This is a genomic window from Kluyvera fluvialis, from assembly GCF_059725275.1.
Window position 1 is genome coordinate 2,343,594 of record NZ_AP046142.1, and the last position, 18,237, is coordinate 2,361,830.

14 protein-coding genes are annotated in these 18,237 nt (G+C 52.4%); 7 read left to right on the forward strand and 7 right to left on the reverse strand.

What is annotated here, in order from left to right:
* The first annotated feature begins 29 nt into the window (after positions 1-29).
* Positions 30-1,295: a hypothetical protein gene (locus AC6I4B_RS11170; protein ID WP_497771696.1), complete on the forward strand. Its 1,266-nt coding sequence runs from the start codon at positions 30-32 to the stop codon at positions 1,293-1,295.
* Between the two features lie 4 nt (positions 1,296-1,299).
* Here the strand turns inward: AC6I4B_RS11170 and AC6I4B_RS11175 are convergent, their stop codons facing one another.
* The 5 genes from AC6I4B_RS11175 to nifJ all read right to left on the reverse strand — a co-directional run bounded on the left by AC6I4B_RS11175 (position 1,300) and on the right by nifJ (position 11,605).
* Positions 1,300-2,541 carry a capsule polysaccharide biogenesis protein gene (locus tag AC6I4B_RS11175; RefSeq protein ID WP_497771698.1) on the reverse strand — a complete coding sequence of 414 codons (1,242 nt, stop codon included), beginning with the start codon at positions 2,539-2,541 and terminating at the stop codon, positions 1,300-1,302.
* A gap of 30 nt (positions 2,542-2,571) precedes the next feature.
* The gene (locus tag AC6I4B_RS11180; protein ID WP_497772115.1) at positions 2,572-4,596 is read right to left on the reverse strand and encodes a capsule polysaccharide biogenesis protein; all 2,025 of its coding nucleotides are present in this window, start codon (positions 4,594-4,596) and stop codon (positions 2,572-2,574) included.
* 133 nt (positions 4,597-4,729) lie between these two features.
* Entirely contained in the window at positions 4,730-6,403 is a 1,674-nt protein-coding gene (locus AC6I4B_RS11185) for a polysaccharide biosynthesis/export family protein (protein WP_497771699.1), read from the reverse strand.
* A gap of 27 nt (positions 6,404-6,430) precedes the next feature.
* Positions 6,431-7,582: a capsule biosynthesis protein gene (locus AC6I4B_RS11190; protein ID WP_497771701.1), complete on the reverse strand. Its 1,152-nt coding sequence runs from the start codon at positions 7,580-7,582 to the stop codon at positions 6,431-6,433.
* A gap of 495 nt (positions 7,583-8,077) precedes the next feature.
* Positions 8,078-11,605, reverse strand: coding sequence for a pyruvate:ferredoxin (flavodoxin) oxidoreductase (nifJ, locus tag AC6I4B_RS11195; protein WP_497771702.1), 3,528 nt, complete (start codon positions 11,603-11,605; stop codon positions 8,078-8,080).
* Positions 11,606-11,950: 345 nt separating this feature from the next.
* Here nifJ and AC6I4B_RS11200 point away from each other — a divergent pair, with 345 nt between their 5' ends.
* On the forward strand, positions 11,951-12,217 hold the full coding sequence (locus tag AC6I4B_RS11200; protein ID WP_497771704.1) for a putative hemolysin: 267 nt from the start codon (positions 11,951-11,953) through the stop codon (positions 12,215-12,217).
* Positions 12,218-12,223: 6 nt separating this feature from the next.
* Here the strand turns inward: AC6I4B_RS11200 and hslJ are convergent, their stop codons facing one another.
* Together hslJ and AC6I4B_RS11210 are read right to left on the reverse strand one after the other, a co-directional pair.
* Positions 12,224-12,661 (reverse strand): heat shock protein HslJ, encoded by a 438-nt coding sequence (gene hslJ / locus AC6I4B_RS11205; protein ID WP_497771705.1) that lies wholly within the window; start codon positions 12,659-12,661, stop codon positions 12,224-12,226.
* 122 nt (positions 12,662-12,783) lie between these two features.
* Positions 12,784-13,773 (reverse strand): 2-hydroxyacid dehydrogenase, encoded by a 990-nt coding sequence (locus tag AC6I4B_RS11210; RefSeq protein WP_497771707.1) that lies wholly within the window; start codon positions 13,771-13,773, stop codon positions 12,784-12,786.
* A gap of 417 nt (positions 13,774-14,190) precedes the next feature.
* On the opposite strand from AC6I4B_RS11210, the gene AC6I4B_RS11215 reads away from it, so the two are divergent.
* From AC6I4B_RS11215 to AC6I4B_RS11235, 5 genes are all read left to right on the forward strand, one after another.
* On the forward strand, positions 14,191-16,830 hold the full coding sequence (locus tag AC6I4B_RS11215; RefSeq protein ID WP_497771709.1) for a YdbH family protein: 2,640 nt from the start codon (positions 14,191-14,193) through the stop codon (positions 16,828-16,830).
* Complete coding sequence (locus AC6I4B_RS11220; RefSeq protein WP_497771710.1) at positions 16,830-17,021, forward strand: YnbE family lipoprotein; 192 nt, start codon at positions 16,830-16,832, stop codon at positions 17,019-17,021. The genes AC6I4B_RS11215 and AC6I4B_RS11220 overlap by 1 nt, the downstream gene beginning before the upstream one ends.
* Positions 17,022-17,028: 7 nt before the next feature.
* On the forward strand, positions 17,029-17,352 hold the full coding sequence (locus tag AC6I4B_RS11225) for a YdbL family probable chaperone protein (RefSeq protein ID WP_497772116.1): 324 nt from the start codon (positions 17,029-17,031) through the stop codon (positions 17,350-17,352).
* 137 nt (positions 17,353-17,489) lie between these two features.
* Positions 17,490-17,846 (forward strand): purine nucleoside phosphoramidase, encoded by a 357-nt coding sequence (hinT, locus tag AC6I4B_RS11230; protein ID WP_497771712.1) that lies wholly within the window; start codon positions 17,490-17,492, stop codon positions 17,844-17,846.
* A gap of 3 nt (positions 17,847-17,849) precedes the next feature.
* Positions 17,850-18,224 (forward strand): YcfL family putative periplasmic lipoprotein, encoded by a 375-nt coding sequence (locus AC6I4B_RS11235; protein ID WP_497771713.1) that lies wholly within the window; start codon positions 17,850-17,852, stop codon positions 18,222-18,224.
* Positions 18,225-18,237 lie beyond the last annotated feature (13 nt).

The window sequence follows — 18,237 nt, forward strand, 5'->3', positions numbered from 1 at the left end:
TGTATCTCTGCCTGTTTTAGATAAATATAATGAAAGAAACTCTGGATGTTTTTGCTAATGTGCAATTTGAACAATCTGATAAACCGATTAAGGCTATCCTGGTTGTTAATGATAAAGAAATTCCTGTTTCAGGAAAAAAAGGAAAATGGTTTACCAACATCCCGATGAATAACGGGGATGTGTTTTCCTTGAAAGGTAATTCTAACGAGGTAAAACTTATATTCTGTAAAGGTAAAATATATCATCCAGAGCAGATTGCTTTTGATGAAAAATATAATATTGAAAAAACTGGTGTAGATGACGATAGCATTTACTATTCCTTAAGCGGTGAGAGGGTTTCACCGAGAAAAATATTGATAACGTTTCCAGGGACGAGTAACTTCGATAATATTAATTATCGATTGAGTGCCATGACATCTCTTCAGTCGCGATTAAAAGATATATTGATTATTGCTTTTCAGGATAAAGAGAGTGTCTATGGTAACTATATGTATAAGACCTTTGGTGGGAAATACATCAAGCCGTTGGCTGTTGATGTCATAAAGTCACTGCTTGAAAAGTATGACTTAAATTCTACCGATTTAATATTTTATGGTAATTCGAAAGGAGGGAACATTGCTATTGATTATATCGATGAGTTTCCCTCTTCTCTGTTCTTTATCGATATCCCTCAGTTGGATCTCTACAATTATGATGCGCTAAATGCACTAATGAGATTTAGCCTTAGTGATGACGTTCTGAATTACTATCGTTTTTTGGCGTATTTGCCATCGATCAAAAACAAAAATGTAACCTATTCATTGGCTGAAAATGATTTTGATTCATCCAGAGGATTGCCCCTAAAGCAATTCTCTGGAATAAATGCCGTGATGCTGAAAGACATGGAACATGCTGGTTCAGCGATGGAGTTGGTTAAACGCCAGTTTACTAAGGTTATTCAGCAGGTAACGGATGATGGGCTTGTTGTAAGAGACGCTATAGATGTCCGATTTAGCTATGCGAACAATAAATTATATGCGACTCGAGTGTTAGGTTCATTTAAAGAAGAGTCGAAAATGCAATTAGTCTATGCTGAAGTCGAGTTCTTTAATGACACCTCATCCTATTCAGTTTCGCTGAATAAACGTTTTGATAAGCTACTGGTTGTATTCTGGAAAAATGGTTTTGACGTACTGCAACACCTCCCGGAAGGTGAGTTTGATATTAGGCTTCATGTTTATTACAGATTCCGGGAGTTTGTTTATCCAGTAAGAAGCCGTATTGTTCTTGATAATAACAACGTCACAATTCTTTGAACAATCATTGCTGGGGCTTAGATATCAATAGTATTGATTTTTGTGGTATCTCAGTCTCAGCAGTTTTTGGCTGCTGACCATAATACACCGCATTCACTTGGGTGTTTTCCAGTAAATAGCCTCTAAACTTCCTGAACAGACTCATATCTGGCTTAAAACCGGCCGTCCAGAATTGATGCAAATGTCCCTGGTAGGTCAGCCCTTTAATATCATAAAGCGCATTCCCCATCACTTTTAATGGCTTGTTGTGGATCAGGGCGGAAATGCCTGCCGTGCTGTTAATCGTCACCACGGCTTTACAGTGAGTCAGTAACTCCGGCATAGGCAGATCGTGGATATAAATCACCCGTTTCTCGACGCCATATTTTTTAGTCAGTTGCTTGATTAGCGGGCCGTAGAGACGGTGTCCGCGATCCATTGGGTGGTGCTTGAACACCAGAAACTGACTCATCGGCGCTTTGCGTGAGAATGAGAAGATAACGTCGTTGATGTAGTCGCGCACATCGTCGTACGGACTATGATTACGGATCTGACTGTCATTATAGACCTGCAAGATTGCCAGATAGTAGTGCTGATCCAGCGTCGTTTGCAGCTTGTTGAGTACCTTACGTTGTTTGAAGCTATACCACTGCTTTCGCCACCAGGCGCGAACCCAGCAGCGCGCTTCGTACCACGGAGAGAACGATTTATGATGGCGGTAGTTTGGAAACTGGTGACGACAGCGCCAGCTTACAAGATAGTACCAGCAGGCATGGGCATAACGTTTAGCGTTAGACGGTTTTAGCTTCTGTACCGGTGGTGGGGGTAAATCCGGTAATGCGCGATAAAAATTGGCATCGCGAGGGAGTGGTGAGAAGGCGTTTACGCCATCCTCTTCGATAGTAATAAAATGTGGCCGCAGGTATCCTTCTTCAAAGGCAAGAAAGCGTATACCTTTGGCTTTCGCCCAGGCTCGGGCGGCCTGATGCAGCGGGCGGCAATCGCCAAAGCAAAGAATTGTGTCGAAAGGGTACTGCTGCCAGGTCTCCTTCAGCCAGCCGGGAAATTCTTTTGGCGTCTGCTGGTAGGTGAGGTTTCTGCGCTGGCGGCAGTAGAAGCGATCGCCACCGTTAAAAACCACGTTTACGGCTTCGCGCTCCAGGGTTTCCAGCCAATTGGCGACGTCGTTGAAAAACGGCCCCATAGGCCCCTGCAACAGGAGATACTTTTTCCCCGACAGCAGTTTTTTTACGGTGGTGTTATGCATTTTCTTCCTTTGCTCCACTGGTCGATGGCATCAGCCAAATCGCACTTTGTAAAACATCTGTAGCTTTCGATACTGTCTGGCCAGACGACCGATACTTTTTTTGCTCACTTTCATTTCGCCGCGTGGTACACCGCGCAGCCACTCCACGGCCTCTTCAACCGCGATGGGTTCTAACCGCTCTGGGTGGATGTAGGTTGGGTAAGCGATGAGCGTTTGCCATATCAGATCGGTGAGTTCGAGCTGACGTGCGCGACGCTCGGTGCTGTGCTCATCGTGGGTTAGCCCCCATCCGGCGTAGAAGGGTAGGCCGTAGCAGTACACCTTTTTACCGTGCAGTAGCGCTTCAAACCCTGAGAGCGAGGTCATGGTGTGGAGTTCGTCAGCGTGTTGTATGCACTGAATAATATCGGCATCCAGCGCCTGGCAATCGGCCCACTGTAATACCTCATCGTCGCTGACCGCACCTTTGCGGTTGCCTACCAGTACATCGGGATGTGGCTTAAAGATGATGAATGCATCAGGGTTGCGCTCACGCACTGTGCGTAGCAGGTCGCGGTTGTTGTTGATTGACAGCGTGCCCGTCGCGATGGAGGCATCGTCCTCTACCTGGCCTGGCACCAGCAACACGCGTTTACCCTGTGCCTGCGGCGGCAGTTCCCAGTCCTGACCGAGGTTATATTTGCTGAGCTTGTGTGCAACCAGCATCTGGTTCAGTGCATTGGCACGTTGCTGCTGATGAGCGTTGAGTTGGCTGGCGTTGAGTAAATTTTCCAGATCGCTTGGGCGAGTCGCATCGTAGTAGATGCCTGTTTTATCTAATACTAATGACAGTGGAGCGAGTAGATCAGAACCTAGCCCTGACGAGCGAATAAAACCATCCTCCATCCGCCATAGCGTTATGCCATGCTCTGCGGCATGTGCTTGCCAGCTCGTTTCACCTTTGATTCCCCAGACTACCAGCGCGCTGGCATTTGGGCATTTACGGGCGAAACGGACTTTGTTTTCACTGGTTTGCAAGTAGGGTTTAAGGATAGCGCTCTTCCAGAGGCTCAGCCCAGGCGCCCATAACGTACCAGAGCGGCTAAGGCGATACTGACGCTGCTGGCTTAACCAGTCCACGACACTTGCCAGAGTGCAGGTATCTCCGGTCACTGGGTGGCGGTAGCGGCTGTAGCGCAGATAGGCGGCGGCAAAAAGGTCGATTAAGGTGACGCTACCGCGCCGTGCCGCGAGTTCCTCTGCCTGTGGGTGACGATCGTCAGTTAGCCCCCATCCGGCGTACCACGGCTGACCAAAACAGGTGACGGGTTTACCTGCCAGTAATGCTTCAAAACCATATTGCGACGTCACCACATAAACATGTTTAACATGGCGAAGGAGCGATTGCGGGCTGACATTTTCGGCGAAGAGTCGCAGGCGACCACGGCTTTTCAGTTCGGCAAAGTAACCCGCTTTTTTGCCACAGAGCACGTCGGGATGAACTTTCACCCAAATCTCTGCGTCGGGGTTTTCTGCGCAAGCGGTCTTTAGCATATGTTCGAAAGAACGGGCGTCAGCATTACCTTTACTGACGGAGACGTCGCCGAAAGTTTGATCAACCACCAGTACACATGGCGTCATGGCGGCGGGGGGCGAGAAGGGCGGTGCCTGGTTGTATTTAGACAGATCGCCATCAACGATAGCATTCATAAGGCGGTTGGCTTCTTCGCGATGCTGTAGATTCCCCTCGTGATCCTGAATCAATCTTTCGAGTTCGCTGGGTTCGGAGGCATCATAGTAGATGCCATCGCTATCCACGACGATCGACAGCGGTGGTGCGCCTTCCACGCCAAGACCCAGAGAGCGGATAAAACCATCCTCTAGCCGGATAACCGGTAGCCCCGCCGTGGCGGCTAACGCCACGGGTTTTTGTGCCGTTGGGCGGTGGCCCCAAACCGCTACCGCCGTCACTCCCGACGGAATCGGTCTACTCGCGATGAGTTTGGTTCGCGCGCCTGGCAGTAGGCTGTCGAGGTGCGGAATATTCCAGATTCCTGAGGAGTAAATGCCCAGCATGTTATCTCTGTGCCTCATGGTACTCATTGATTCCCGATAAACGCACGGCCCTGGTTTGCGAGGCCATGCCTATCCCTGTATGCACAGGGATAAAGCGTGAAAATAGGCGTACAACCTAAATGACGCTCGGCCCTTAAAAGTCGAGTATCACTTTTGCTGCCACGGCTAATTGATACAGAATGGTCGAGATGCCACGGGTGACTTCGATATTCTTCGTTTCATAATTTGGCAGCACCATGATTTCATCGCCCGGAGCCAGAGTGCTGACATCGCGGGCGTTAAGCGTTTCGCCGTTTTGACGAATCACAATGATTTTCGCTTTGCTGGACTTCTGGGTTAAACCACCGCATTTCTTGATGTAGTCATCGGTATCAAGACCTTTTTCCCAACTGACCGCGTTCGGGAACAGGACTTCGCCATGCACCATCACCAGAGACGTCTTCTCTGGAATGATGATGACATCGCCGTCTTCCAGCAGCACCGCGTCAATATTCTTCTCGTTAAGCACCACTTCACCTTTTGGCGCCACGGTACGGGCTTTGGCGACAAAGCGGCTCACTAACTGAGCCTCTTGCATACGAAGCCGGGCTTCTTCTTGGGTTGAGGACTGAGCGGAAAGGGATGCCTGCTCCAGTTTTTGCAATGCCACATTCAGCATCTCAGCCTGTCGCTCGGCCACCGACTTGCGATAGAGCTGGATAGAATTCATTTGCGACATGCTATTAGGGCGGATTTGTGCGATGACCTGGCGCATTGATGAGCCGTATGGCAGGACGATGGCGTGTTCGCCGGAGTGTGCACCATCAACTCGCACCTGGATTGTGCCGGAGTAGCGATCTGTACTGACAATTAACTTGTCTCCATCCTGCAACGAACGGCCAGCGGCTGCGTTTAATGCAAAGTATTCACTACGCTTAACCGTGCCTTGCTGGCGAATGATGGTCATATGCGTTGCACCCGGTTTTGGCCTGGCCCAGTTCAGCGCTTCGCTCACTGGAATGGTGTTATTGGTAAATTCAAAGTCGTAGCTGTTAAAGACATCGCCTTCAACGCTAAAGGTGTGCTGACGTGGCCCAACGACGATCGTATCGCCATCGACAAACTGAGACAGACCTAACTGCCCGTTCAGCAGGAAGTCGTACAAATTCACCCGAGAACGTATTTTCTTGCCGCGTTTCACCAAAATATCAACGTAGCTACCGCGCTCGCTATCAACGCCACCGGCCTTGCTGAGATAGTTCAGTAGGGAATCGGAGGCTACGCCGCCGTAAAGGCCTGGGTTACGCACATAGCCCGCGACAAAGACTTTGACGGGTTGAGCCTGCAGCAAAGAGGCGTAAACATTGACATTCGCCTGGTAGACTTCTTTGATCTTGCTGGCGACCAGCGTATTTAGCTGTCCGTTGGTGACACCGGTCACTTTCAGAGGCCCGACGTTCGGCAGAAAAATATTCCCTTTGGGGTCAACGGTGAGCGCACCGTCGAAATTAAACGCGCCCCACAGGCGTACCTGAATGGTGTCGCCTAGCCCAATCACATAGTTCGGGTTAAAACCAATGCTATCGCCGCCTGCGGCGCTGGTTGCCGTAAAGAGCTGAGCACCAAACATGCGGCTGATTCCCACTGCGGGTAGCGGGGGGGGCGTATCGTCAAAACCGGAGGCGACCGATGTATCCGTTGTTTTGCCGCTAATCAGAGAAGGCAGTGGTGCTGCGCCCGTTAAACTGGGGTCGGCGTTGATACTCACAGCACTAGCCGAAGCGGTATGGCACGCAAGAAGCACCAGAGCTGACTGCAATAATTTCATCGTTATTTGTACACTCGGTTTCATTTTTTAATCTTTGTGGTCTTCAATCACGGCCAGCAATAGTTTTACTGTGCCGAACAATAGGCCACATATCAGCAGCCAACTTGCCAGTAGATAGGGGATTTCCGGAAAGCTGGACTCTTCCGGTTGCTGGGGTGAACTGATAACTGACAGGACTTTCAGCTTACGGGCACTCTCAAGGCGGGTTTTCTCAATCGCTTTTAGCGCCATGCCATAAAGGTCTGTATCAAAATCAACGCGCGCCTTAATTTCTTCAAAGTCGGCGGCCATTCTGTTGAGTTTGTTGCTCCCTGGCGCGGTAATTTTGCTCTGCTCTTTATCGATCTGTTCTTGTAGCGAATCGACGGAATTGCGAGTGCTAATCACCTGTGGGGCATCTTCGCGTAAATAGGTCAACTGATTGCGTAGCTCGGCTTCAAGGTCGATTTTCTTCGCCATCAGCGTATTGATAAGAGAGTTTGCCGCCAAAGCCGAGGCTTTAGGATCAAGGACGTTGTTTTTATTCTGATAGGAGAGTAGCTCTGCCTTGCTCTTATCAAGGCGATGACGCGCCTGCATAAGCTCTTCCTGAGCAAAATTCAGTTGGTCACGAGCGATGCGGTGCGATAATTCATTGATAAAAATCTCAGATTCTTTTAATACCGCCTGGTTAAAACGCAGAGCAAATTCTGGTGTGAAACCCTGAGTCTGAACCCTCAGTAATCCAGCTTTATCATCATAGGTAACGGCAATGCGATCGCGGTAGTAGTCGAGGAACTTTTCAATCGTTACCCCTTTCGAGAGGTGGTTGAGGAAGTCCAATCCGCTCTGGCCCCACGCCTCCCGGAAGTTGAGCTGTTTATCCAGTGTGCGCAGCATATCTGTGGAGTTGATGTATTCCTTCAGGTAGAGAGAATCTTCCGCTGAACTCGGGTTGGCCGCACCCAGCAGCAAGCCCACGTTAAGGCTGCTAGCTTCGATATCACTAGGGCGCTTCACCGCGAGGGTGGATTCACTCATATAGCGCGGCTGGCTAAAGATCAGTAAATAGATGATCAGTAGCGATACCGGGGCAACGACGGTGATGTGGACAAGATGTTGTTGGATCCACGCAAGATTTATGCGGCTGGCGGGGCGACAGAGTGTTCTGAACCATTCCTTTACTTTATTTTTAGACATTTCGCTTTCGATATAAACAGACGGTGGACGCTACCGGAGTATATGGAACGTTAATTTTTAACTGTATCAATAAAATACCTTGTTATTGCCCATGACCAGCAGAGAGAGGGGCAGCTCTGTTGTCTATAAATCAGACAATATTTGATACATTGGGCTTTTTCCCATAGCTAAATTAAAAGGGCTGGTTTTAGCGAGAACTTAAATATTCGATCGAACAAAAACCGGTATTCAGGTAACTCTTTTCTGTTAATAAGGTCTGCGGCGGTAAAACACGTTGCATTCTGGCGATAGCACAGGTTAAAGCGGAAACGAAAAGAGGATAGAGAGAGGGCAATGCGAGTGGAGTATGGACATGATGCAACGGTAATGGTTGTCCCAGAATACCGGTGTTTGGCGATGAGTAACGGCGGGCGTGAGTTTCTCGTTACGGTTGAAAAACTCAGCCCGAATTTCTATTCGGGCTGAGTTTATAGCTAAAGAATAATCTTAAGCCGTTTATTCTTGCGGCGTGGCTTTCTCGGCTTTTCCTGCCATTAAGGCGAGGAAGTCATAGCGTTTTTGCAAGTCTTGTGCCGCATCTTTCCACAGTTGCTCGGCGACTTCCGGCTGCTGGCTGTTAAGACGACGGAAACGCTGCTCGTTCATCAATGTTTCAGCCAGCGCATCTGACGGCGGACGAGAGTCCAGCGCCAGCGGGATTTTGCCTTCGTCGGCACGACGCGGGTCGAAGCGGAACAGCGGCCAGAAACCGGTGGCGGTTAACTGGCGCATCTGGTCGTGGCTCAGCGCCAGGTCGTAACCGTGCTCTTCACAAGGGCTGTAGGCGATGATAAGGGATGGGCCTGGATAGGCTTCGGCCTCTTGAATCGCTTTCACCGTTTGGTTGAGCTGCGCGCCTAGCGAAATCTGTGCGACGTAGACGTGGCCGTACATCATCATGCTGACGCCCAAATCCTTGCGTGCTTTGCGCTTGCCGTGCTCGCCGAACTTGGTTACGGCTCCCAGCGGGGTGGCTTTCGAGGCCTGTCCGCCGGTGTTGGAATAACATTGGGTATCGAGCACCAGAATATTGACGTTCTCGGTCAGGCTCATCACGTGATCCAATCCGCCAAAGCCGATATCGTAGGCCCAGCCATCGCCGCCAATCAGCCAGATGGATTTCTCCACCAGCGCATCGGCATCGGTCAATAGCTCCTGTGCGCCCTCCACACCTGCCAGCGCTTTACGCAGTTCAGCAACCTGTTCGCGACGCACGTCCGGCGTGGCATCTGTATGCAGCGCTTCGTTCAGTTCGGCTGGAATATGGTCGGCAAAATTCTCCAGCAGGCGCATAACGCGCTGGCGATGCTGATCGACGGTTAAGCGGAAGCCCAGACCAAACTCGGCATTGTCTTCAAACAGTGAGTTTGCCCACGCCGGGCCACGCCCGTTGGCATCGGTAGTGTACGGCGTCGATGGCAGGTTGCCGCCATAAATAGAGGAACAACCGGTGGCGTTGGCAATCAGCATCCGGTCGCCGTAGAGCTGGGTCAGCAGCTTGATATACGGCGTTTCGCCGCAGCCGGAGCAGGCACCAGAGTATTCAAACAGCGGGGTAATCAACTGTGAAGTACGAATATCAATACGTTCCAGTTTGTTACGGTCGATCTCCGGCAGGTTGAGGAAGTAGTCATAATTCACTTTTTCTTCTTCAACGTGTTCAAGGCGCGACATCATATTGATGGCCTTGATTTCCGGGTTCTGGCGGTCTTTCGCCGGGCACACCTCAACGCACAGGTTACAGCCGGTGCAATCTTCCGGTGCGACCTGCAACACGTATTTCTGCCCACGCATATCGCGGGATTTCACGTCCAGTGAATGCAGGGAGGTTGGGGCGTTTTCCATCGCGTCCGGGGATACCACTTTCGCGCGGATAGCCGAGTGCGGGCAGGCGGCGACGCAGTGGTTACACTGGGTACAGAGATCTTCTTTCCAGATAGGGATCTCTTCGGCAATGTTGCGTTTTTCCCAGCGCGTCGTGCCTACCGGCCAGGTGCCGTCTGGTGGCAGCGCCGAAACCGGCAGCGCGTCGCCGAGGCCTGCCAGCATGGCGGCGGTAACGGTTTTGACAAAATCCGGTGCGGCATCGGACACCACCGGCGGACGGTTCGGGCTGTCAGGGTTAACCGGTTGTAGCGGAACTTCAAACAGTGATTCGCGTGCCAGCGCCAGCGCCTGCCAGTTACGCTCGACCAGATCTTGCCCTTTGCTGCTGTAGCTTTTGGCAATTGCGTTTTGCAGCTCCATCAGCGCGCTGTCGCCAGGCAAAATCTGCGTCAGGTGGAAGAACGCCATCTGCATCACGGTGTTGATACGCGCCGCCAGGCCACACTCACGGGCGATTTTCGCCGCGTTGATCACATAAAAACGGGCGCGCTTCTGGTTGAGCACTGCCTGAACTTCCTGCGGCAGGCGCGCCCACACTTCATCCGCGCTATAAGGCGTGTTGAGCAGGAAAATACCGCCGGGTTTCAGGCGCTCCGCCATTTGATATTTATCGACAAACTGTAGCTGGTGGCAGCCGACAAAATCAGCCTGCGCGACTAAATAAGCAGAACGAATAGGGTCGTCGTTCACGCGCAGGTGCGAAACCGTCAGGCCACCGGCCTTTTTGGAGTCGTAAACAAAGTAGCCTTGCGCAAACCACGGCGTGGAGTTACCGATGATTTTGATATTGTTTTTGGTTGCCGAGACGCTACCGTCGCTGCCCAGCCCGTAGAATAACGCCTCCAGCCTGGCGCGTGACGGTAGGGTGTTTTCCGGCAGTGGCAGGGAAAGGTAGGTGATATCATCATAAATGCCGACCGTAAAGCGCGGTTTTGGCTTCGCCTGGAGTAGCTCATTGAAAATAGCCAGCACACAGTCGGGGCCAAACTCTTTCGACGACAAACCATAACGGCCACCAATCACTCGTGGCAGCGTTTCGCGCTCGCCCTGGTTGAAGGCTTCGGCGAGGGCGGTCATGACATCCAGATACAGCGGCTCAGCTTGCGCGCCTGGCTCTTTGGTGCGGTCAAGCACCGCCACGCTGCGAGCGGTTTCCGGCAAGGCCTGAAGCAGATGTTTCGCCGAGAAAGGGCGATAAAGGCGCACTTTCAGCACCCCGACTTTTTCATCGCGGCTCAGCAGTTCATCAACCACTTCTTCACACGTCCCGATAGCGGAACCCATGATAACGATAACGCGCTCAGCCTGCGGGTGGCCGTAATATTCAAACGGTTTATAGCTGCGACCGGTGGCGTCAGCAAAATCCGCCATCGCCTGTGCCACGTGGTCATACACCGCGTTGTACCACGGGTTAGTCGCTTCGCGAGACTGGAAATAGGTATCCGGGTTAGCCGACGTTCCGCGAATCACCGGATGCTCTGGATTCAGCGCGCGGGCGCGGTGGGCCGCGATTGCGTCCTGCGGCAACAGATTGCGCAGGGTGTCATCGGCGAGCGGGACGATTTTGTTGATTTCGTGCGAGGTGCGGAAACCATCAAAGAAATGAATAAATGGCACGCGGCTTTTGAGTGTCGCGATATGCGAAATCAGCGCAAAATCCTGCGCTTCCTGAACGCTACTGGCGCACAGCATGGCACAGCCGGTTTGGCGCACCGCCATGACGTCTGAGTGGTCGCCGAAAATCGACAACGCATGAGTGGCAACGGTGCGCGCAGCCACGTGCAGGACAAACGGCGTTAACTGACCCGCCAGTTTGTAGAGCGTGGGGATCATCAGCAGTAAACCCTGCGATGAGGTGAACGAGGTAGACAGCGCGCCGGTCTGCAACGCACCGTGAACGGCGGCAATGGCCCCCGCTTCAGACTGCATTTCGACAACGCGTGGGACGTCGCCCCACACGTTTTTCAGCCCATTTCCCGCCCAGGCATCGGCCTGTTCTGCCATCGTTGAACTTGGCGTAATCGGGTAAATGGCGATGACTTCACTGGTGCGGAATGCCACAGAGGCGACCGCACCATTACCGTCAGTTGTGATCATTGGATATGACACCTTACATTGCGCAAAAATAGGTTCACGGCATTGCCGCAAACCGAGAATTTATTGTGTATTGACCCTTTCGTGGGTCATGGTGCTGCATTCGTCATCCATTACGCTGCCAAAAGGACGCGGCATACTGTTGAAGTTTAGCAAACCGCAGGCTGAATCATTTTTGCATTTGTGTCCTTTGGTGCATCTATATCGGCGAGACGAATGTTTACGCTGCACTAAATTGCCAGAAAATGTTTCAGTAGTGCATAAATGCGCGTTTCGTCTCTCGACGGACGGCGCTGCACTGCCTATGATGCATAGGTTTGCTTTTATTTTGCGATTCGGAGGGGAGTGATGCGATCTGCGTTTTTAATCGGGTGTGCGGCGCTGTTATTGTCCGCGTGCAGCAGTGAACCTGTACAACAGGCAACTGCCGCACACGTTACGCCGGGAATGAGAGCGGCGATGTCCAGTTCAGGCCAGGCAAACTGCGCCATGATTGGCGGAACGCTTTCCGCCGCACGTCAACTGGACGGTTCAAGTATTGGTATGTGCGCGTTGCCTAACGGCAAGCGATGCAGCGAACAATCGCTGGCAGTCGGTAGCTGCGGTAGCTACTAACGGCGCTTAGTGTACCAGGTCGGAAAGACGGTAGATAAGCGTCTGATCTGCGGTCGCCAGCGTCAGTTGAGTTTCGGTTAAATCCACTTCAGCGCCCTGGCGCAGCATGGTGCTTAGCGTCGCGTCCAGTTGGTTAAGCTGCGGGTCGCTACACATTTTTCGCGTTACCGCCATATTTGGGGCGCTCAGTTCACCGTTGGCGATTTTAGCGGTCCCGGAAAACCGGTTGCACATTTCGGCAGACAGATAAATGCCGTTAAGCAGCGGCATTTTCTGACCAAAGCTCAGCTCCAGCGGCTTGCTGCTGTTGACGGCTTTGCCATTCACACTTTCCAGGACAAAGCGGTGATGCTGGAGCTGCTCGCCGTTGGTAGACATTTTGCTGTTGTAAACGCATCCGGCGAGTAAAGTGCTCGCCGCCAGTAGGCATAAGACTTTTTTCATGTCACTACACTTCTTATAAATATTTTCTGGATGAATATATTGGAATTGTAACTGTACTGCGGGTGATGTCTCTGGGGGTTGTCCGAAAGTGCTCCCCGACAAGCGCCAGGGAGCAGTGCGCATTATGCTATCGCGTTAGGGCAGTCTGTTCCGTTGTCGATTTGACGCAGGTTTTCCAGCGTGGTTTCTGAAATGCTGGTCAACGCTTCTGCCGTCAAAAACGCCTGATGGCCGGTGAACAGTACGTTGTGACAGGCAGAAAGACGGCGGAATACGTCATCCTGAATCACATCGTTCGACTTGTCTTCAAAGAACAGATCGCGCTCGTTCTCGTAGACGTCCATCCCCAGTGAACCAATCTTCTGGTTTTTCAGCGCATCGATAGCCGCCTGCGAGTCAATCAACGCACCACGGCTGGTGTTGACGATCATCACGCCATCTTTCATCTGCGCAAAGGCTTCCGCATTCAGCAGGTGATAGTTTTCAGGCGTTAGCGGGCAGTGCAAAGAGATAACGTCGGACTGCGAGAACAGCGTTGGCAGGTCAACGTATTCTGCACCCATCTCCAGCGCGGCAGCGCTTGGATACGGATCAAAGGCCAGCAAACGCATACCGAAGCCTTTCAAAATCCGCATCGCGGCAATCCCGATTTTCCCCGTACCGATAACGCCCGCCGTTTTGCCGTACATAGTAAAACCGGTCAGGCCTTCCAGTGAGAAGTTGGCATCACGCGTACGTTGATAAGCACGGTGAATACGACGGTTCAGCGTCATCATCATGCCGATGGCGTGTTCTGCTACCGCTTCCGGCGAATAGGCTGGCACACGCACCACGCGCAAACCCAGTTCTTTGGCGGCATCGAGGTCAACGTTATTAAAGCCCGCACAACGTAAGGCAATGTATTTCACGCCATTCTTTTTCAACTCTTCCAGCACCGGACGGCTGCCGTCATCGTTAACGAAAATACATACGGCTTCGCAGCCGTGCGCGGTTTTAGCCGTTTTTTCCGTTAACAGAAAGTCAAAAAATTCAAGCTCAAAGCCATATGCCTCATTCACATTCTGCAGATACTTTTTATCGTACTGTTTTGTGCTGTATACGGCGATTTTCATAGGAATTTTCTCCGGTGATTTTTAAGTCAGATTAGCATGGCTAAAATTATCATACAATTCTTAAAAAATAGTTTAATCGCAGAGCGACGGAAGAGCGTTAGCAGCAAGTATAAGCGTTTTATGCGATGCTGTAGATTACAATAATTTTCTATTTTTTCAGCAACATAATTGAAAATTCCACCATTGGCGGAAAAAAGGGGGCGCATCGGCGCGTGCCGAGGCTGTTGTCCGTTGACGGTTGAGCGCGGCGCGGGGGTTTTGCTTTCATTTATTGAACAAAGAAATACATTTCCCTCATACCACATCATCTCATCTATTCTTAAAAGGGCGTCGCGACTTTAACTCAGCGGCTCAACATGACACAATATCAGCCATATACGGCGTTTACGCTTGATAAATCTGGATATTAATTGGCCCATGAAGGGTAAATACAAAGCCGCCTTAGCGCTGTTTCTGCTGCTCGTCCTTTTGCCGCTAACGCTGGTTATGACGCTTGGCTACTGGGTTCCTACCTTAGTGGGGATTTGGCTTCCGGCGGGCACGCGCATTGCCCTGAATGAAAGCCCGCGTTTAACTCGCTCGGCGCTGCATATCCCCGATCTCCGCTATTTAGTCGGTGATTGCGAGCTGGCGCGCTTACAGGACGTGACATTGTCACATCCCAGCCGCTGGCAGCTTCATGCCGCCTCAGTCAACCTGAATTCTGTCTGCTTTAATAAACTGCCGTCCAACGATGCCGTTCCTGGTGCGCCGCGCACGCTGGCCCAGTGGCAGTCGATGCTGCCCAATACCTGGTTAACGATTGATTCTCTGAGCGTTTCACCCTGGGAAAAATGGCAGGGTAAACTCAATGTCTCTCTTAGTCCGCAGCGCCAGAGCCTGGAATACGAAGGTGAACAGGTTAGCCTTCACGCCCGTTTGCAGGGGCAGTCGCTGACCGTGAGCGAGTTTAAAGCGGGGCTGATTGAAGGCGAAGCGCCGATTCAGCTCGTGGGTGAATTTACCATGCCGCTGGTTCCCGATGGCTTGCCGATCAAAGGCCACCTGACGTCTTCGTTCCAGGTGCCGCAAGTCCCGTCGCTGGTGGATGCCGAGCTGGAATGGGACGGTAATCAGGGGCAATTGCTGATGCTGGCGCGCGGCGAAGATGACCCGCTGATTGACTTACCGTGGCAGCTAACCGAACAGCAACTCACCATTAGCGATGGCCGCTGGAGCTGGCCGTATCAGGCGGGGATCCCGCTTAGCGGGCGTGTCGGCCTTAAGCTGGAAAACTGGCAGCAAGGGCTTGATAACACGCGGATCAGTGGGCGCCTCAACGTGCTGACCGCCGGTGATGCGGGGAAAGGCAACGCCGTGCTAACGCTGGGGCCGGGTCGGCTTAGCATGGATAACAGCGAGATGCCGTTGCAGCTGACGGGGGAAGCCAAACAGGGCGATCTGATTTTCTACGCCCGTCTGCCGGCGCATCTCAGTGGCCCGCTGGCAACGCCGATCCTCGCTTTCCAGCCAGGCGCACTGCTGCGCTCCCGTGGGCGACTCATTGACGCGCTAAATATCGACGATGTGAGCTGGCCGCTGGCCGGAGTGACCCTCTCTACTCAGGGGATCGACGGTCGGTTACAGGCCATTTTGCGCGCCCATGAACAGCAGACCGGTGATTTTATTCTGCACCTTGACGGTAAAGCCGATAACTTTATGCCGGACAAAGGCACGTGGCAGTGGCGTTACTGGGGCGATGGTCATTTTACGCCGATGAATGCGCGCTGGGATGTTGCCGGTACGGGGGAGTGGCGCGACAGTGCGATTGTGCTGAATACGCTCTCGACCGGTTTCGATAAGCTCCAGTACGGCACGATGACCATCGATAAACCGCGCCTGACGCTGAAACAACCCATCCACTGGCTCCGCGATGAGCAGCATCCGTCTTTTTCTGGCTCGCTGGCGCTGGACGCCAACGAAACGCGTTTCACCGGCGGTAGTGTACTGCCTGCCTCCGCGCTGACGTTTAGCGTGCAAGGCCGTGACCCGACCTTTTTCCAGTTTAAAGGTGATTTAAAAGCGCAGGCTATCGGCCCCATTCGGGTGAACGGGCGCTGGGATGGCGAGCGTCTGCGCGGGCAGGCGTGGTGGCCAAAGCAGTCGTTGACCGTGTTCCAGCCTTTATTACCGCCGGACTGGAAAATGAAGCTCCGCGATGGCTCGCTGTACGCGCAGGTGGCGTTCTCCGCCGCTGCGGGGCAAGGGTTTGAAGCCGGTGGGCACGGCGTGCTGCGTGACGGTAGCGCCTGGATGCCGGACAACGAAGTGAGCGGCGTGGATTTTGTGCTGCCGTTCCGCCTCAAAGCAGGGGAATGGCAGTTGGGAACCCGTCGCCCGGTGTCGCTGCGAATTGCGGAAATCGTCAACCAGGTCACCGCGCGTAATATTACCGCCGATCTCCAGGGCACCTGGCCGTGGAGCGAGCGTTCGCCGTTGCAGCTCAGTAACGTTAGCGTTGATGTGCTCGGCGGCAAAGTCACGATGCAACAGCTACGGATGCCGCAGCATGACGCCGCGCTGCTACGCTTACAGCACATCTCGATGAGTGAGTTGATAAGTGCGGTTAACCCGAAACAGTTTGCTATGTCTGGCCCAGTGGACGGTGCGTTGCCGCTGTGGCTGAACGACAGCCAGTGGATTATTAAAGATGGCTGGCTGCACAACCCCGGCCCAATGACGTTACGCCTTGATAAAGACACCGCTGATGCGGTGGCCGATGACAATATTGCGGCGGGGGCGGCGATCAACTGGCTGCGTTATCTGGAAATTTCTCGCTCGTGGACGCGCATTAATCTCAATAGTCTGGGCCTGTTGACGCTACAAGCAACAGTAACCGGTACGGGGGTGATGGACGAGAAGCGCAGCACGGTGCAGCTTAACTACACGCACCAGGAGAATGTTTTTGATTTGTGGCGAAGTTTGCGCTTTGGCGACAAACTTCAGTCATGGCTTGAGCAACACGCGACCCTTCCCGGTGCGCCGTGTCGCAGCGGCACGGAATGTAAGGAGCAATAATGAAATTATCTACTGCCATACTGGGATTGATGGCCACCGGTTTGTTGTCAGGATGTACGCCGCGTATCGAAGTCGCTGCGCCAAAAGAGCCGATAACTATCAATATGAACGTGAAGATTGAACACGAGATCCGCATCAAAGCCGATAAGGACGTTGAGGATCTACTGAAATCACGTAGCGATTTATTCTGAGGTCATGATGCGAAAAATGCGGATTATCGCACTGCTGGCGCTCAGCCTGTTTAGCGTCAACGCGCTGGCATTAACGCTGGCAGAAGCTCGCCAACAGGGGCGCGTGGGGGAAACGCAGGGCGGTTACCTGGCGCCTATCGCCCAGGATAACGACACGCTGGTACTGGTGAAAAAAATCAACCAGGCGCGCAGCGAAAGCTATCAGCAGTTGGCGCAAAGTAACCAGATGTCACCGCAGGATGTTGCACGTATGGCGGGCAAAAAATTAATTGAAAAAGCACTGCCGGGTGAATATGTGCAGGGGATTAACGGCCAATGGCTACGCAAGTAAGCGATGGGCTGGCGTAAGAAAAGAAAAAATGCATTCCGGTTGAAAGAGGGGTTGTAACTCGCTCATACTCTGGCGTGTAACCTGTTCGCCGGTAACGATTTTACCGACAGCATTTGAGAATAATAAAGGAATTCCTTATGGCAGAAGAAACGATTTTCAGCAAAATTATCCGTCGTGAAATCCCGTCGGACATGGTTTATCAGGATGAACTGGTTACCGCATTTCGCGATATTTCTCCACAGGCTCCGACCCATATTTTAATCATCCCGAATACGCTGATTGCCACCACCAACGATGTGACGGCAGAGCACGAGCAAACCCTGGGCCGCATGATCACCGTAGCAGCAAAAATCGCTCGTGACGAAGGCATCGCGGAAGACGGCTACCGTCTGATCATGAACTGCAATCGTCACGGCGGTCAGGAAGTTTACCACATTCATATGCACCTGGTGGGCGGCCGCCCGCTGGGGCCGATGCTGGCGCATAAAGGCTAATCTATGAAATCGGCATGTCTGGGTCTTGTGCTTTGTACCGCGCTGCTTGCCGGGTGTCATTCGCGCCCGGAAATCGCCGTGAGCGAGCAGCAAACGTTGGTGATGGAAGCGAACGTTCTGGCGGCGGGAATCAGTGCGGAATCGCCTGAGTTCAGCTCGTCGGATATTCAGGCGACCGCCAGTGCAAAACTGTTCAACGAAAGGCGAGAGCCGGTCACTGTTCACTATCGTTTTTATTGGTATGACGCCAGAGGGCTGGAAATTCACCCACTGGAAGCGCCGCGCAGTGTAACCGTACCGCCGATGGGCGCGGTTACCGTGTACGGGACGGCTAACAGCCTTGGGGCACATAAAGCCCGGCTTTATCTTTATCTGTAAGGGGTAAACTGGA

Bases quoted from the DNA above. Each gene is read 5' to 3' on its own strand.
- AC6I4B_RS11170 (WP_497771696.1), top strand. From the start codon at position 30: ATGAAAGAAACTCTGGATGTTTTTGCTAATGTGCAATTTGAACAATCT.
- AC6I4B_RS11175 (WP_497771698.1), bottom strand. From the start codon at position 2,541: ATGCATAACACCACCGTAAAAAAACTGCTGTCGGGGAAAAAGTATCTC.
- AC6I4B_RS11180 (WP_497772115.1), bottom strand. From the start codon at position 4,596: ATGCTGGGCATTTACTCCTCAGGAATCTGGAATATTCCGCACCTCGAC.
- AC6I4B_RS11185 (WP_497771699.1), bottom strand. From the start codon at position 6,403: ATGAAATTATTGCAGTCAGCTCTGGTGCTTCTTGCGTGCCATACCGCT.
- AC6I4B_RS11190 (WP_497771701.1), bottom strand. From the start codon at position 7,582: ATGTCTAAAAATAAAGTAAAGGAATGGTTCAGAACACTCTGTCGCCCC.
- nifJ (WP_497771702.1), bottom strand. From the start codon at position 11,605: ATGATCACAACTGACGGTAATGGTGCGGTCGCCTCTGTGGCATTCCGC.
- AC6I4B_RS11200 (WP_497771704.1), top strand. From the start codon at position 11,951: ATGCGATCTGCGTTTTTAATCGGGTGTGCGGCGCTGTTATTGTCCGCG.
- hslJ (WP_497771705.1), bottom strand. From the start codon at position 12,661: ATGAAAAAAGTCTTATGCCTACTGGCGGCGAGCACTTTACTCGCCGGA.
- AC6I4B_RS11210 (WP_497771707.1), bottom strand. From the start codon at position 13,773: ATGAAAATCGCCGTATACAGCACAAAACAGTACGATAAAAAGTATCTG.
- AC6I4B_RS11215 (WP_497771709.1), top strand. From the start codon at position 14,191: ATGAAGGGTAAATACAAAGCCGCCTTAGCGCTGTTTCTGCTGCTCGTC.
- AC6I4B_RS11220 (WP_497771710.1), top strand. From the start codon at position 16,830: ATGAAATTATCTACTGCCATACTGGGATTGATGGCCACCGGTTTGTTG.
- AC6I4B_RS11225 (WP_497772116.1), top strand. From the start codon at position 17,029: ATGCGAAAAATGCGGATTATCGCACTGCTGGCGCTCAGCCTGTTTAGC.
- hinT (WP_497771712.1), top strand. From the start codon at position 17,490: ATGGCAGAAGAAACGATTTTCAGCAAAATTATCCGTCGTGAAATCCCG.
- AC6I4B_RS11235 (WP_497771713.1), top strand. From the start codon at position 17,850: ATGAAATCGGCATGTCTGGGTCTTGTGCTTTGTACCGCGCTGCTTGCC.